A 14,575-nucleotide genomic window follows, 5' to 3' on the forward strand; every position below is an offset into this window, starting at 1 on the left:
GGCTTCGCTGCCTTTGCCAGTCCAGGTGGTCATGCCCAGTGGTGAAACGGCCGGCTCGAACGACGCACGCATCCGTCTGAAGGTCAAGGATACTTCTACACTGCGGCATCTGGCTTCGGGCGAGGCGGGCAAGCTGGGAATGGACTACGTCGAAGGGCGGTTCGATTTCGAAGGCTCGATGCGCGACCTGATGCTGCTGGCTTCGTCGGTTCTGCCCGCTTCGCCTATCGATGCGGCCAAGGGAAACTGGTTCACCAGCATGAGGCGGCATTGGATCTCCATACAGCGGCACTCCAAGGTGCGCGATGCCCGTCAGATTCAGTTCCACTATGACTTGTCCGATGAGTTCTACCAGCTTTGGCTTGATCCGCGCAGGGTGTATTCGTGCGCCTATTTTCGCGAACCCGATTTAACGCTGGCCCAGGCCCAGGAAGCCAAGCTCGACCACATCTGCCGCAAGCTGCGGCTGCGTGAAGGCGAGCGTTTCCTTGACATCGGCGCGGGATGGGGCGGCTTGCTGCTGTGGGCGGCCGAAAATTACGGCGTGGATGCCACCGGCATCACGCTGTCCAAGAACCAGCATGCGCATGTAAATCGGCTGATCGAAGAAAAAGGCCTGTCGGGGCGTGTCCGCATGACTCTGCTTGACTATCGCGAGCTGGATGAATCCGCGCCATACGACAAAATCGCGTCGGTGGGCATGTTCGAGCATGTGGGGCGCGCGCAGTTGTTTGAGTATTTTTCGAAGCTGCGCCGCTTGCTCAGACCGGGCGGCTTGATCATGAACCATGGCATCACCGCGGGTGGTGTCTACAACGCCGAAGTGGGCGCGGGCATGGGGCAGTTCATCGAGAAATACATTTTCCCCGGCGGCGAACTGACCCACATCAGCAACGAGCTGGCACAAATCGCCGAGGCGGGGCTCGAAGACGTCGACGTCGAGAACTTGCGGCCGCACTATGCCCGTACCCTTTGGGCCTGGAGCGACGCGCTTGAAGCCCAACTGGACGAGGCCCGCAAAACGCTCAAGGGCGAGAACGCCGAGCGTTCGCTGCGCGCTTATCGCATCTATCTTGCGGGCTGCGCCATGGGTTTCGAGCACGCATGGATAGCGCTGCATCAGGTACTGCTGCAGCACAAGCCTGTGGCGGGTCGCAGCGACGAGCTGGATAACCCTTCCGATCTGTCTTATCCGTGGCGGCGCGGCTACATCTATAGCTGATAACCGCTTTCTTGGCTGTGCTGCCGCACCACGCGCCAGTACCAGATGTTCTGTAGCACGGCCGACAGCCCCAATCCGATTGCGGCCATCAACCACATTGAGGCGGCCCCCGTGGGGGCGCCCGGCATGATCACGTCCAGCAAAGGTTGCAGGCTTCCGGCCAGGGGGCCGAAGCCCAACCACCAGCCTCCGACCAGACCAAGGCCGGTCAGTGCGAAGATCTGCATCAGCAGCGGTACTACCGCCACCTTGTAGGCGCGCAGCAAGTAAGAGTTTACGCATTGCAGGGCGTCGCACAAATGAAAATATGGCAAGATCTGCAACAGCGCGGCGGCCATGGCAGCCACCTCGAGGTTGTCGGTATAAGCTGCAAGAATGGCGGGTCGCCCGCCCATGACCAGGGCGGTGGTGATCACCGCACCCGCCAAAGCGATGAACAGTCCCGCCAGGCCGGTCTGTCGGGCTCGCGCGACATCGCGCGCTCCGATGGCCTGTGCGGTGAGCGACGCCGAGGCGATGCCAATCGACATCGGCAACATATAGCACAATGCAATGAGGTTGGCGGTAATCTGATGGCCGCCCGTCGCGTACATGCCCTCGCGTGCTATGAGCAGGGCCATGAAGCTGAAAGCGACAACCTCGACCAGATACGAGCCGCCCATGGGAATGCCCAGGCGCAGCAATTCTTTAAGGTCGAGCCAGCGCGGCCGGTCAAGTCGCGGCTGGAATTGCCGGAAGAAGCTGTCGTGATTCAGAATCCACAGACCCGCCGCCAGGCTGAACCAGCTTGTGATGGCGGTCGATAGCCCGGCGCCCGCCGCTCCCAAGGCCGGGGCGCCCAGCTTGCCGAAGATGAATATCCAGTTGAACAGCGCCTTTACGGCAATGGCGGCCAGGTTGATCATCATGACAACCTTGGGCCGCGACACCGCCGTGCCCAGCGCATAAATAGAGCGGAACACCAGCGAGGCGGGCAGGGCGACGATCAGAGCCCGCAGATACCAGGTAACGCCTTCGCGCACGGCGGGCTCGACATCGCCGGACAGCGAGAGCCACACATTGGGGAACAGCATGGCGGTGGCGCCAAGCAATGAAAGGGCCAGTGCCAGCCAGACCCCCTGACCCCAGGCCCGGCCAACCTCTAGCAGCCGTTGGGCCCCATAATGCTGGCCGATGATGGGAATCAGGGCATGTATGACGCCCATCAGGCCTACGAAGATAGTGATGTAGATGGACACCGCCAGGGACATGGCCTGCAGATCGGCCGCGCTGGCATGGCCCGCCATGGCTGTGTCCATGACTCCGAACGCCATGCTGGCCCAGGCGCTGATCAGGATGGGCCAGGCTTGGCGCAGGGTTTCCTTGACTTGTGCCAGAAACGCCCGGGTGGACGAAGTGGGGGTCATCGAGAATCGAGGCGCAGCAGGCGAAACATCTCACGTCGGTCTGCGCCCCGCTTGCCTTCCCAAAGCACTACGGAATTCGGCGCGAAGTCGGCCAAGCCGGCTTGTACGGCGTCGGGCGAAGTTTGCTGCAGGACCAGGGTGCACTCTGCGCTGTAGCTGAAACGCAAGTCGTTGAACACCAGGAACGATGCGCGCTGGCCGGTGCCCAGCGACAGCCCGCGCACGCATTCTCCGGGCCTCTGATGGGTATGCAGAGCCTGCGTCAGATGCGAGGATACTTCGCGATAGCTGCGGACGTAGTCGAGGGCGGGCAGCCATAATGTGACCAGCAACAGCCAGGTCAGTACGATTCCACAAGCAGACAGAACCGTACCGCGCCATAGGGCGGCCGGCTTGGTGTGCAGGCGCCAGCGGACGATGGCGATCCATGCCAGGGTGCCCAGCAGGGCCATCGCGACGGCGCTCCAGGAGATGAAGGCTTCGTAGCCCCGAGTCTGGCGGGCGATGTTATGCGAGATTTGTTCGGGCCACCCGGCTTGCAGCGCGATCCATCCCAGCCAAACGGTGGCGCAAGCAAGCGAAAAGCACATCACGGCGAACCAGTCGAGCGAATTGACGACACCCCGGCGCAAGGTGGGCAGGGCGAAGGCGGCGAGCACGGCGGCCGGTACGGCCATGAGGCTGTATTCGGGCTCGAAGGCGTCGGCCAGGAACAGCATGATAATGAATGGCCACAGCAGGAACATCAGAGGTATCCAGATGTGCGGCGCGAACAGCCAGGTACGCCAGCGCCAGATGGCCAGCAGGGCGAAGGGCCAGGTCGGCCACAGAAACCAGGGCAGGTCGCGCAGCACGCCCAGCACAGCCTGGTATTGCGGCATGCCAAACGAGGTGAGGTTCCATAGCCACCAGTTGTGAATCCAGTAAGTACTGAAGTTCTTGGCAGGTATCCACCAGAGCAGACCCAGGACGATGGCCAGCACTGCGCTGATGATGAGCCAATGTTTTGCCGGCCAGAGGGCGCTGCGCGGAATGAATAGGCAGGGTACGGCCAGTATGATGGGCAGCGACCCGATCCAGCCGCGCGTCAGAAAGGCGGCGCCCAAGGCAATGCCCAGGGTTATCGCGCCTGACAAGGGATGATCGAGCATGCGCGCCACCGCGTAGAACGCCAGGGCCTGGAAGGCAATCAGGGCCGGCACTTCGGATGTTTCGTGCAATCGCCAGATGATGCCGACGGTGGCGAGGATCAGCAGTAGGGCCGCGTCGGCGATCATGCGGCCGTAGTCGCGCACGGTAGGCTCGCCGCCGAAAGGCAAGGCCAGTGGCTGGGGCTCGGGCCGTCTTCCCAGCAGGTAGGTGCCGTACCAGACCGAGCCGGTAATAATGCCGAACCACAGCAGATTGGGCAGGCGCGATGCAAGAAGCGTGGCTTCGAGCGGCGTTGTGAACAGCTCGAACAAGGGGCTGAAGAGCCAGATGCAAAACGCGCCCACCCAGGTGATGAGCGGCCCGTTCTGGGCATAGGCCATGTTGCCGATTTTCGGCAGCAGCCAAGCGTGCCAACCGTCCTCAAGGGCGGTCAGCATGGTGGCCAGGCCGGCCACGTCGTCGGTTTTCCAGGGGTCGCGAAAGAAAAGCCCCGCCAGAATGTACACCAGGCCCAAAGCAAGCAGGGGCAGCCGGGGAAGCTTGGTGGTCGCCGTTGCGGTCAGGCGTGCCGGCGTTGAGTGGGAGTCATGCAATGCCACGGATCAGTAGGGGAAAATTGACGGAACAGGGCCATCTTAAAGTAAAAAGCCAGTAAAAAGGCAGCCCGGGGGGCTGCCTTTGGAGTTCGGTCCTGGAGGGCCGATGCCGGCGGGCGGTTGTACCATTGTGATGGCCGCTTGCCCGGTGGTGGCGTTTCGGCCGACGCAGGGCGAAACGCCGCTGAAATCAGGAGGCTTTCTTGACGGTGCCGGCGGTGCGGGCAAAACGGGCGCGGAACTTCTCGACGCGGCCGGTTTCAACGATGCGGGTCTGGGCGCCGGTGTAGAAGGGGTGCGACTCCGAAGTGACTTCGCATTTGAACAGAGGGTAGGTCTTGCCATCGACGTCGATGGTCTCACGGCTGTTCAGGGTCGAGCGCGAAATGAAAGTGTTGCCGGTTTGCTGATCCAGAAAAACAACTTCGCGGTATTCGGGGTGGATGCCTTCTTTCATGGTAATTTCCTGTGGCTTGCGCCATTGCTTGTTGGGGGTCGCCAGTCTGGGTGACTTCTGCTTGATTCGCTTTGTGTTCGCGCGCTGCCTTGCCTTGGGCCTTGCTGCGCTTACATTGCTTCGTCGTCGGTCGGCGCTGTTGCTGCAAAAAGCGTCGACTACCCAGCCACGTATCCAAAGTAACTCGTAATATTACCATGCCCGGGTTTGTAATCTCAAGGGGCTCTTGTGCATGCCGTTGCAAGGATACATCTATCCGTTAGACTTGCCCGCGCTCGGCCAGCGAAACGGCGCTTTGTGCAGTGACGATCAAATGGTCGAGCAAACGGATGTCGACCAGGGCCAGGGCGTGTTTAAGATGCCGGGTCAGGGCCAAATCGGCCTGGCTGGGCTCGGCCACGCCCGAAGGGTGGTTGTGGGCCAAAATAAGGGCGGCGGCATGGTGACGCAAGCCCGCCCGCACCACTTCCCGTGGATAGATCGACGCTTGGGTCAAGGTGCCCCGCGCCAGTTCCTCGGTGGCGATAAGGCGGTATTGGCTGTCCAGATAAAGTGCCATGCAGTGTTCTATACGCAGATGCCCCAGCATGGCGGTACAGAAGTGCTTGACGCGCTGGGGCTGGTCAAGGGCCTCGCCGCTGCGCAGCGCTTCGGCCAAAGCGCGGCGGTTCAACTCGTTGATGGCGAGCAGCTCGCAGGTTTTGGCCGGGCCGATGCCGGGCACCTTGAGCAGAGCCTCGGCATCAGCGGACAGCAGGCCGCGCAGCCCCTTGAAGCGGCTTATCAGGCTGCGGCCCAGGTCGATGGCGTCGCTGCCTCGTGGGCCGGTGCGCAAGATGATGGCCAGCAGTTCCGGGGTGGTCAGCACCTGGGCGCCGTGGGCCAGAAGCCGCTCGCGCGGACGCTCGGCTTGGGTGGATAAGGGATCGAAAGACATAAAGGCTCTAAAATAGAGGAATATGAGATTTTTCTACGGTGACAGATTTTGACCTCCCATGCTAATTCCGTGACCGGTTTTGTCCGTCCGGATTCCTACCTGACCTTGCATTACCGAATCGAACTCGCAAACGGGCCGGCGGCCGGTTCCGTCTTTGCAGACACGTTCACCCAACGGCCCGCGACATTGCAATTGGGTGTCGGGCAGTGGGCCCCCGGCATGGAAGAAGCACTGGTGGGCCGGGAAGAGGGCGGTCGCTTCACAATGGAGCTCACCGCCGCGCAAGCCTATGGCGACCGGAACCCCGAGCTATTGCAGCGCGTCACACAGTCTTTGCTTGATGCCAACACCGAGCCCGGAACGGTATTCGAACCGGGCGACATTGTTGAATTTGCCGCGCCCAACGGCGGGCGGTATTCGGGCGTTTTCAAAGAACGCGGCGACGGCTGGGCATTGTTCGATTTCAATCATCCGTTGGCTGGCGCCGACCTTCGTATCGAGGTCGAGTTGCTTGGAGTACTGTAATGGCTAATCATTCCAATCTGTCGGGCGATCAAGGCCTCGAGATCGTGCTGGCGCAGCCGCGCGGGTTCTGTGCCGGAGTAGACCGCGCGATCGACATTGTCGAACGCGCTCTCGAGCTGCATGGCGCTCCCATCTATGTGCGACACGAAATCGTCCATAACCGCTACGTAGTGCAAGACCTTCGCACCAAAGGCGCCATCTTCATCGATGAGCTTGAAGAGGCGCCCGCCGGCGCCATTGTGGTTTTTTCGGCGCATGGGGTGTCCAAGGACGTTCGCGCCGAGGCCCAGCGCATGGGCTTGCAGGTATTCGACGCTACCTGCCCCCTGGTTACCAAGGTACACGTGGAAGTGGCGAAGATGCGGGCAGAGGGCCGCGAGATCATCATGATCGGCCATAGGGGCCATCCCGAGGTCGAGGGCACGCTTGGCCAGTCCAAAGATGGGATGTACCTTGTTGAAACGCCGCAGGATGTCTTGGAGCTTCAGGTCGTTTCGCCGGACAAGCTGGCATTCGTCACTCAAACCACCCTGTCGGTGGACGACGCCGCGAAGGTTGCCGATGCCTTGCGCAAACGCTTTCCGAACATCGTCGAGCCCAAGAAGAGCGACATCTGCTATGCCACCCAGAATCGCCAGGATGCCGTCAAGATCATGGCCCCGGAGTGCGATCTGGTGCTGGTGGTTGGCAGCGTCAACAGCTCCAACTCAAATCGGCTGCGCGAGGTGGCCGAGCGCCGTGGCGCTCGGTCTTTTCTGGTCGACGACCCCGACATGATCGATCCCGCCTGGCTTGATGAAACACGGCGCGTAGGTGTAACAGCCGGGGCGTCGGCGCCCGATATACTGGTCGAGCGGGTCATCGAACGGCTCAAGCAGCTAGGTGCGGTGTCGGTACGCACTTTGCCGGGTGTCGAAGAAACCATTGCATTTCCGCTGCCGCGCGAACTGTCCCGCAAGCGCGTGGTGTAACCGCCGGCCCAGGCGGCCCAATATTTACTGGATCAACAATGAGAAAAACCACGGGTATATTCATCGCCGTCGTGGCGGTGGCGGCTGTCTACACCGGCGCGTCGTGGTACGTGGGCAAACAGGCCCGCATTACCATCGAACAAACGGTGGCCGAGGCCAACGAACGCATGTCCAGATCCTTTGTTCCACAAACGTCGGGGGCAGGGGCAGCCCTGGCGATCGCCGAATACCGACGCGGTATTTTCGCGTCGGATATCGTGTATTCCCTGCGGGTGCAAGATGAGCCCGGCACAGAGTATCTGCTAAGCGATCATCTGCAACACGGTCCGTTCCCGGCGGGCGCCGTCCTGGCCGGTAACTTGATCCCCATGATGGCTTTGAGCCAGGCGCGCCTGCTGCCTTCGGCCACTACACAGGCATGGTTCGACAGCCGTGGCGGCGAGTCGCCTGTCACCGCGCGCACCGAGGTGCGCTTCGGGGGCAAGGCGGTTTCCGAATGGGTATTCGAACCCCTGGCAGTGGCCCAAGAGGGCGAGGTCCTGAAGTTTTCGGGCGGAACTGTAAGGGCCACGTTGGAAAACGATTTCGCCGACAGCAAGGTTACGGGCGAATTCGACCAGCTTGATTATTCGATGGGGCCGGGTACCGAGCGGGTCATCATTGACGACGTAAGTTTTGAGTACGCCACCATCTCTTCCGGCAACGAGATTCGCATGCAGTCCACGACCCGGGTTGCAGGGTTGAGCATTGATCTGCTTGAGGCGGGCAGTCTGGCGTTCCACGATGCGACGATGGCTGTTTCCAGCGAACGACAGGGCGATCTGGGCGGCGGCGCCGTCCGTTACGACTTTGGCAAGGTGTCGTCGAATAGTATCAATCTGGGCAGTATGTCCCTTGGCGTCAGCGGCCGCGATTTCAGCATGCCGGCCTTGTCAGAGTTGGCGGCTGTCTATGACGAACTGAACGCTCGTCACGGTCCGCAGGAACAATGGCAGCTCTCTCCCGTTGAGGCCGCGCTTTTGCAAGACAAGCTCATTGGCTTGTTGGCGGGCAACCCCACTTTGGCCCTGGAGCCGGTCGCCTGGAGAAATGACAAGGGCGAAAGCCAGGCTGCGCTTGTCGTCTCTTTGACCCAGCCCGCACAACCCGAAGCGTCGCTATCGCTTGACGCGTTGCTGCAACAGGCGATTCGCACTCTCGACCTTGAGCTGCACATAGAAAAGCCAATGCTCATGCACGCCCTCGAGCAGATACAGGGCGAGGCCGAAGACCCCCAAGCCACGGCCATGGCGGCAGCCTTGTATGACGAATATGTCGGCCGGCTGCAAGCTGCCGGCCTGGCCACGATCTCAGACGGGGCGAGCTCCACCAAGATCAGTTACCGGGAAGGCCGCGTTGACGCCAACGGCCGGCAAATGTCCCTGCCAGAGTTCATACAGCGAGCGTTGCTGGTTTTCCTGATGTAAGGGCGGCACGTAAAAAAAGGTGCATATCCCCTGGGATATGCACCTTCGCCCAATAGGCCGGTTGCGGCACGGCCCTTATCTGGCGATATTCTGTACGCGCTCCATCAATGCCGGGTCTTGCTGGATGGCTTGATTGATGCCGTTGAATTCCTCGACGGTCATACCTTCATTGCGAACCACATCCACCATTTTTTCGTCTGCTTCGCGATAGACTTCCTGGCGGGTGGCTTCATCCGAGGACGATTGCAGCTTAGGTGTGTATTCCTCTGAAATGACCGCGACCTTCTTGGATGCGTTCACGAATTTCTCAAGTTGGGTGTCGGAATAGTTCACAGGCGCTTGCTGTGTGGCAGCGGGCGGCTGGGCCTGCTGGGCCATCGAAGGGGCGGCGGCGCCCAAGGCGAGCACAGCGGCCGAGCAAGCAGTAGTGATCCATGTTTTCATGCAGACTCCTTTAAGTTGCGGTGAGTACATGTTCTATGTTGCCCGTTCCAGGGACTGACACAAGGTTTTCGCTGTGAGGGTCTTTGACCAGGCGAAACCGCAGGTTACCGTCCCGTGGAATGTATGCCTCAGGGTCGGAACTGGACAGGGCTGTTACGAACCGGAATCATTTTCATAGACTCGGTCGCGTATGGCTTCTGTTTCAGGCTTTGCGGCGCCGGCCGAATCTCGATGAGAACCATGATGGCGCGCATAGGTCCATGTAAATTCGGCGCCCAGCAAAAAAACCTGGGCCGCGTAATACACCCAGATCAGCAGCACAATCAGTGAGCCTGCCGCTGCCAGCGTCGAGACCGAAGCGCTCTTGCCCACATACATGCTGATCAGTAGCTTGCCCGCTTCGAAAAGCACGGCGGTGACGATGGCGCCGATCCAGACGTCGCGCCAGGCGATGGCGGCTTGCGGCATGAACTTGAAGATCATGGCAAACAGGATGGTGGTGATTCCAAACGTGAGCAGGGTATTGGCAAATTGCAGCAAAGCCTCCATGCCCGGGAAGAGCCCGCCAGTCCATTGCCCCAAGGCGGCCAGCCCCGTGCTGATCACAAGCGAAACGATCAGCAGGAAGGCCAGGCCCAGTACCAGGCCAAAAGACAGCAAGCGGGCCCGGACCGTGTTCAAGATGCCTTTTTGTCGCGCGGCTTGAGGCACTTCCCATATTCGGTCCAGGGCGCTTTGCAGTTCGGCAAAGACCCGGGTTGAGCCCCAGACAAGGACGCCAACGCTTATCAGCGTGGCGGTTATCCCCTGGCTGGGCCGGTTGGCGTTGCGAATCAGGGCCTGGATGCCTGCAGCGGCATCGTTGCCGATGATGCCGCCCAGTTGCCGGATCAGTTCGCCGCGCACCGCGTCCTCGCCCCATACGAAGCCCGCGATGGCGATGATGATGATCATCAAGGGCGCGATCGAAAAAGCGGTATAAAAGGCGATGGCCGCGCCCATGCTGGCGGCGTAGTCTTCTTTCCAAGCCTTGATGGAATCCCGGGTCAGGTGGTAGTAGTCCTTTGGGCGCATAAGGCGATCCGGACGCGCCGGGGTTCTCATACTCGTTCGGGCGGGTGTCCGGGTTGCGGTGGTTCGCGCACGCCTGGGGGCGCCTCGCGCGGAGGCAAATCGATGTCCGGTTCGGGCTCTCCCGGCGGGGGGATGTCGTTGGGGTCGTCTTGCGGAATTTCGGTGGGATCCGGCGGGTCGGATTCAGGGGGGCGTTGCGGCGGAGTTTGCGGGGGCTGGTCGGGTGGAACTTCCGGTACGTGGGCGAATTCAATCGAGTGCGGGACATACACGAGCATGGTGAGCCTCCGGTTATGCCGTGGAAACGGCAGACTTATAAGTAGTGAACAGGCAAATAGCGTGCCCGAATCGGGTACCATAGTTGGGGCCGGCGCCGGGGTATGGTGCACGGCCGGGTTCAGTCAATGCTTCTCTAACATTCACACCGAATAATGAATATTGCCTCCCTGGAAGATGACGCCGACCAGGCTCAACTGCTGCGCTGCATATTGGCCGATGCGGGTCACGAGTGCACGACCTTCGCTCTGGGTAAAGAACTGCTCGACACATTACGCAAGCATCAGCCGTTTGATTTGATGCTTATCGACTGGGAACTCCCGGACATCACCGGCCTCGAGGTCGTAAGATGGATAAGAACCCACATCGGCTATGACGTTCCCGTGATGTTCGTGACCAGCCGCATACTCGAGCAAGAATTGGTTGCCGGTTTGCAGGCCGGCGCCGACGACTACATCTCCAAGCCCATCAGGCCGGGCGAGCTGGTGGCGCGCGTCGAGGCGTTGTTGCGTCGGCGTGCAGTAGAGGCGGTGGCGGGGCAAGAGGAATTGCAGCTTGGCCGTTATACTTTCGACGAAAAAAAAGGGTTGGCTTGTATTGATAATGAGCCCATAGAGCTGGCTCCCAAAGAATTCGAATTGGCCTTGCTGTTCTTTCGGAATCCGGGCCGGCTTTTTTCGCGTGATGTTTTAAGCGCCGCTGTCTGGAATCGCGAGATTCCCGCCACCTCGCGCACGCTTGACACGCACCTTTCAAACATTCGGCAAAAGCTGCACTTGCGACCCGAGAACGGTGTGCGCCTTGCATCGTCATATGCGCTGGGCTACCGCCTTGAGATTGTCGGCGATACCGGCGACGGCGGTTCCTGACGCCGCGCGGTCACTGTACGTTTTATTGATCAAAAACCATAACGACTAAAGAACTCTCCATGTCCTTAATTCGCATACTTTGCATCGTGATGCTTGCCTGCGGCCTGATGTCACCCCTTACAGCGCCCGCCCAGCCGGCCGGCGCCAAGGGGGATGATTTTCTTTATCGCGTGGTTCGGGGCGATACCCTGGGCGAACTGGCGCAGCGCTATACGCTCGAGTCTTCGAACTGGCGTGCGCTGCAGCAGCTCAATGCGGTTGAAGACCCTTATCGGCTTCAAATCGCCAGGCTGCTTCGCATCCCTTTTTCGATGATTCCTCTGCGCGAGTCCTCGGCGCAGGTACTGCACGCCGTAGGCCAGGTTTCAGTCGATGGCGGCGCCCTGCATGCGGCATCTTCCGTGTCCGAAGGCCAGGCCGTTGAAACAGGGGAAAACGGCTTTGTCTCATTGCAATTGACCGATGGCAGTGTCGTCAGCGTCCCGCCGTCCACCCACCTTGTCATCAGCAGGTTGCGCGAGTTCGTGGGGGCGGGCCTGACAGACTCGATTATTGAAATGGAGGCCGGCTCGGTCGAGACGCAAGTTGCGCCCAACCAGACAGGCGTGGGCCGCTTCGAGGTGCGCACGCCCGTCAGTGTGACTGGAGTGCGAGGCACGCGTATGCGCGTTCATGCGGCCGCCGGAGGGTCTCGCAGCGAAGTCGTCAGCGGCATGGCGGGCGTCGATGGTACTGTCGCACCCGAGCTGGTACTGCGCGAACGGCAAGGTGTGGCGATCGATCCCGCAGGACAAAGCCTGGGCGTTCGCAGCCTGCTGCCGGCCCCAGAGCTTTCCGTGCCTTCGCGCGGGCCGGGCGGCTGGTCGATTGATTTCGAGCCGCTGGCCGGCGCCGCCGCCTACGTGGTCAGCGTGGCCCGCGATTCCAACGGCGGCCAATTAGTGTCTCAACGAACCATCGACTCGCCGCCGGCCCAGTTCGCCGCATCGGGCCCGGGCACTCATTATGTTTTCGTGCGAGGCGTCGACGAAGCGGGTATCGGCGGAATGGATGCAAGCGCGGCTTTTGAAGGGGCTTATGTGCTGCTGGATAGGTCGAGCAACCCCATATCATCTGCTGCCGGCGGGCTGGTGATCGTCGCTGATTACTGATCGGGCCGATGTTCACGCGAGCCAAAGGGGTGCGAAACCAAACAGGCGGGCTTGAACGACGCCTGCGCCTGGAATGGTTCGTGACCGTACCCGCTTTGATGCTGCTAACCTTTTTACTCAGTTATTACAGCCAGCATCTGGCGCTCGATCGATTCGATAATCTGTTGTATGGGCGGATAATGGCGCTGGCGCACCAGCAACCTTCCGAAGATATCGTGATCATTGCCCTGGATGACAGCAGCATTGCAGAGCTTGGATACTGGCCGTGGCGCCGGGGGGTGCATGCGCAATTGCTCGAGCGCCTGGGGGCGGCGAAGGCAGTGGGACTGGACTTGGTGCTAAGCGACTCCAATCCGGCCTATCCCCATGACGACCGGGCATTGGCGCACGCCATATCGCAGCATGGGCGGGTGGTGCTTCCGCTGGTCGTGGAGCCTGATCGCATACAAGGCCCGCTGCCCATGCTGGCACAAGCTGCCGCGGCTGTGGGGTTTATCAATGTCGAGCTCGATCCGGACGGTGTCGTGCGTTCCATGCACTCCTATCTGGACACAGCGCATGGCCGGGTTGAGCACTTTGTCCCGGCCATGCTGGAAGCGGCCGGCGAAACAGAACGCGGGTCTTGGGGGCGCGCGCAAGAAAATGGCGATCCCCGCTTGATTGCTTTTGCCGGTGAACCCGGCAGCTTCACGATGTATCCCTATGCCCGTGTGTTGGACGGCTCTGTGCCCGCAGCGGCTTTCGAAGATAAATATGTTTTGGTCGGAGCCTGGGCCGCCGCCCTGGGCGACACCTTGTCCGTTCCGCTTTCCAAAGCGGGCGAGCCAATGGCGGGCGTTGAAATTCTGGCGACCGGCCTGCATAATGCACTGGGCCATCATTGGATCAGCACCCCCAGCCGGGTCCAGGCGGCGCTGTTAAGCATGTTGCCGGTTTTGCTGGTGTGGCTGGCCTTGAGTCGCCTGTCGCCCAGCCGTGCTTTCTTGGTCATGCTGGCCATCGGCGTGTTGATCTTCATCATAGACTGGCTATTGATGCTTCATGCCCAGTTCTGGATAGGGCCTTCGGCAGCACTGATCGGGATGGTACTGGCATACCCCGTGTGGAGCTGGAGGCTTCAGGAAGCTGCCTTGAAGCAGATCGATGCCGAACTTGATACCCTTTATGCCCAAAATCTGATGCACACTCAAGCCCTGCCCGATCAGGCCGGCATCTCGGGTGACCGTTCCCTGCCTGCCCGCATGGTAAGGCTGCACCAGGCCATGGGCGTGCTGCGCCAGGCCATAGGGCTTCGCGAGGAAGCGCTACGTTTTCTTTCCCACGATATGCGTTCGCCGCAGAATGCAATACTGGCGCTAACCCAGTTGCAGCGCCTTGGCAAGGAGCCTCTGGCCGAAGCAGAGTTATTGAACCGCATCGATCGCAGCGCATCCCGCACCCTTGGCCTGGTGGATGGCTTTGTACGCCTGGCGCGGGCTGAGTCCATGGAGCTGGCTTTCAAAGAGATCGATCTGGCTGATTTGCTTCAGTCAGTATGCGATGAGCACTGGCCCATGGCGCAACACCGCAAGATCACGCTTGACTTGGACGGCGTGCGAGGGCCGGCTCGCGTGATGGCTGACGAGGAAATGCTTGGACGAGCCTTGGGCAACCTTATTGCCAACGCCATCCAATATAGTTCGCAGGGGTCGCGGGTATGGTGCCGATTGCAAGCTCGAGAGCCGTACTGGGTCGTAGAGGTACAGGATACGGGACGGGGCATGACGCCTGAGCAGCAAGTCTTTCTCTTTGAACCCTTTCGGCGTTTTGACGAGAATGTACCGGACAACCCGGACGGAAGTGGTTTGGGGTTGGCCTTTGTGCGCGCCGTGGTGTTGCGCCACGCGGGGCGTGTCGAGGTGGATAGCACCCCTGGCGAGGGTAGTGTTTTCCGGCTTAGGCTTTTGGGCCTGGCTTCTGACGACGCAGGGCTTCAAGAGCGTCTGCCTGGGCGCCAATGATGCTCTCCAGACTGGATATTTCCGCGCGC

Annotated in this window: 14 protein-coding genes; 7 read left to right on the forward strand and 7 right to left on the reverse strand. The window is 60.7% G+C overall.

Annotated features, from left to right (window positions below):
- The first annotated feature begins 31 nt into the window (after nucleotides 1–31).
- Nucleotides 32–1,222, forward strand: a complete 1,191-nt coding sequence (locus ACIY1O_RS15350) for a class I SAM-dependent methyltransferase (protein WP_397475984.1) — start codon at nucleotides 32–34, stop codon at nucleotides 1,220–1,222.
- Here the strand turns inward: ACIY1O_RS15350 and ACIY1O_RS15355 are convergent.
- From ACIY1O_RS15355 to radC, 4 genes are all read right to left on the reverse strand, one after another.
- Nucleotides 1,213–2,628: an MATE family efflux transporter gene (locus tag ACIY1O_RS15355; RefSeq protein WP_397475971.1), complete on the reverse strand. Its 1,416-nt coding sequence runs from the start codon at nucleotides 2,626–2,628 to the stop codon at nucleotides 1,213–1,215. The two genes, ACIY1O_RS15350 and ACIY1O_RS15355, sit on opposite strands and share 10 nt — an antisense overlap.
- Nucleotides 2,625–4,373, reverse strand: coding sequence for an ArnT family glycosyltransferase (locus ACIY1O_RS15360; RefSeq protein ID WP_397475972.1), 1,749 nt, complete (start codon nucleotides 4,371–4,373; stop codon nucleotides 2,625–2,627). Before ACIY1O_RS15360 ends, ACIY1O_RS15355 begins: the two co-directional genes overlap by 4 nt.
- A 193-nt stretch (nucleotides 4,374–4,566) precedes the next feature.
- On the reverse strand, nucleotides 4,567–4,833 hold the full coding sequence (locus tag ACIY1O_RS15365) for a type B 50S ribosomal protein L31 (protein ID WP_125167740.1): 267 nt from the start codon (nucleotides 4,831–4,833) through the stop codon (nucleotides 4,567–4,569).
- A gap of 259 nt (nucleotides 4,834–5,092) precedes the next feature.
- Nucleotides 5,093–5,770, reverse strand: a complete 678-nt coding sequence (gene radC / locus ACIY1O_RS15370; protein WP_397475973.1) for a RadC family protein — start codon at nucleotides 5,768–5,770, stop codon at nucleotides 5,093–5,095.
- A 48-nt stretch (nucleotides 5,771–5,818) separates the two neighbouring features.
- Here radC and ACIY1O_RS15375 point away from each other — a divergent pair, with 48 nt between their 5' ends.
- The 3 genes from ACIY1O_RS15375 to ACIY1O_RS15385 are packed head-to-tail and all read left to right on the forward strand — an operon-like array spanning nucleotide 5,819 to nucleotide 8,732.
- Entirely contained in the window at nucleotides 5,819–6,295 is a 477-nt protein-coding gene (locus ACIY1O_RS15375; protein ID WP_397475974.1) for an FKBP-type peptidyl-prolyl cis-trans isomerase, read from the forward strand.
- Nucleotides 6,295–7,266: a 4-hydroxy-3-methylbut-2-enyl diphosphate reductase gene (gene ispH / locus ACIY1O_RS15380; RefSeq protein WP_397475975.1), complete on the forward strand. Its 972-nt coding sequence runs from the start codon at nucleotides 6,295–6,297 to the stop codon at nucleotides 7,264–7,266. The genes ACIY1O_RS15375 and ispH overlap by 1 nt, the downstream gene beginning before the upstream one ends.
- Nucleotides 7,267–7,304: 38 nt before the next feature.
- Nucleotides 7,305–8,732 (forward strand): YdgA family protein, encoded by a 1,428-nt coding sequence (locus ACIY1O_RS15385; protein WP_397475976.1) that lies wholly within the window; start codon nucleotides 7,305–7,307, stop codon nucleotides 8,730–8,732.
- Between the two features lie 75 nt (nucleotides 8,733–8,807).
- Here the strand turns inward: ACIY1O_RS15385 and ACIY1O_RS15390 are convergent, their stop codons facing one another.
- The 3 genes from ACIY1O_RS15390 to ACIY1O_RS15400 form a co-directional block, all read right to left on the reverse strand.
- Nucleotides 8,808–9,176 (reverse strand): DUF4168 domain-containing protein, encoded by a 369-nt coding sequence (locus ACIY1O_RS15390; RefSeq protein WP_397475977.1) that lies wholly within the window; start codon nucleotides 9,174–9,176, stop codon nucleotides 8,808–8,810.
- Nucleotides 9,177–9,329: 153 nt separating this feature from the next.
- Nucleotides 9,330–10,250, reverse strand: coding sequence for a YihY/virulence factor BrkB family protein (locus ACIY1O_RS15395; protein ID WP_397475978.1), 921 nt, complete (start codon nucleotides 10,248–10,250; stop codon nucleotides 9,330–9,332).
- Nucleotides 10,251–10,276: 26 nt separating this feature from the next.
- Complete coding sequence (locus ACIY1O_RS15400; RefSeq protein ID WP_397475979.1) at nucleotides 10,277–10,528, reverse strand: hypothetical protein; 252 nt, start codon at nucleotides 10,526–10,528, stop codon at nucleotides 10,277–10,279.
- Nucleotides 10,529–10,681: 153 nt separating this feature from the next.
- On the opposite strand from ACIY1O_RS15400, the gene ACIY1O_RS15405 reads away from it, so the two are divergent.
- The 3 genes from ACIY1O_RS15405 to ACIY1O_RS15415 all read left to right on the forward strand — a co-directional run bounded on the left by ACIY1O_RS15405 (nucleotide 10,682) and on the right by ACIY1O_RS15415 (nucleotide 14,546).
- A complete protein-coding gene (locus tag ACIY1O_RS15405) occupies nucleotides 10,682–11,395 on the forward strand; it encodes a response regulator transcription factor (RefSeq protein WP_397475980.1) in 714 nt (237 codons plus the stop codon).
- Between the two features lie 59 nt (nucleotides 11,396–11,454).
- On the forward strand, nucleotides 11,455–12,546 hold the full coding sequence (locus ACIY1O_RS15410) for a FecR domain-containing protein (RefSeq protein ID WP_397475981.1): 1,092 nt from the start codon (nucleotides 11,455–11,457) through the stop codon (nucleotides 12,544–12,546).
- 80 nt (nucleotides 12,547–12,626) lie between these two features.
- Nucleotides 12,627–14,546, forward strand: a complete 1,920-nt coding sequence (locus ACIY1O_RS15415; protein ID WP_397475982.1) for a CHASE2 domain-containing protein — start codon at nucleotides 12,627–12,629, stop codon at nucleotides 14,544–14,546.
- Nucleotides 14,547–14,575: the final 29 nt, after the last annotated feature.

Origin of the sequence: Pusillimonas sp. (assembly GCF_044464525.1) — a bacterium.
Classification (GTDB): domain Bacteria; phylum Pseudomonadota; class Gammaproteobacteria; order Burkholderiales; family Burkholderiaceae_B; genus Pusillimonas.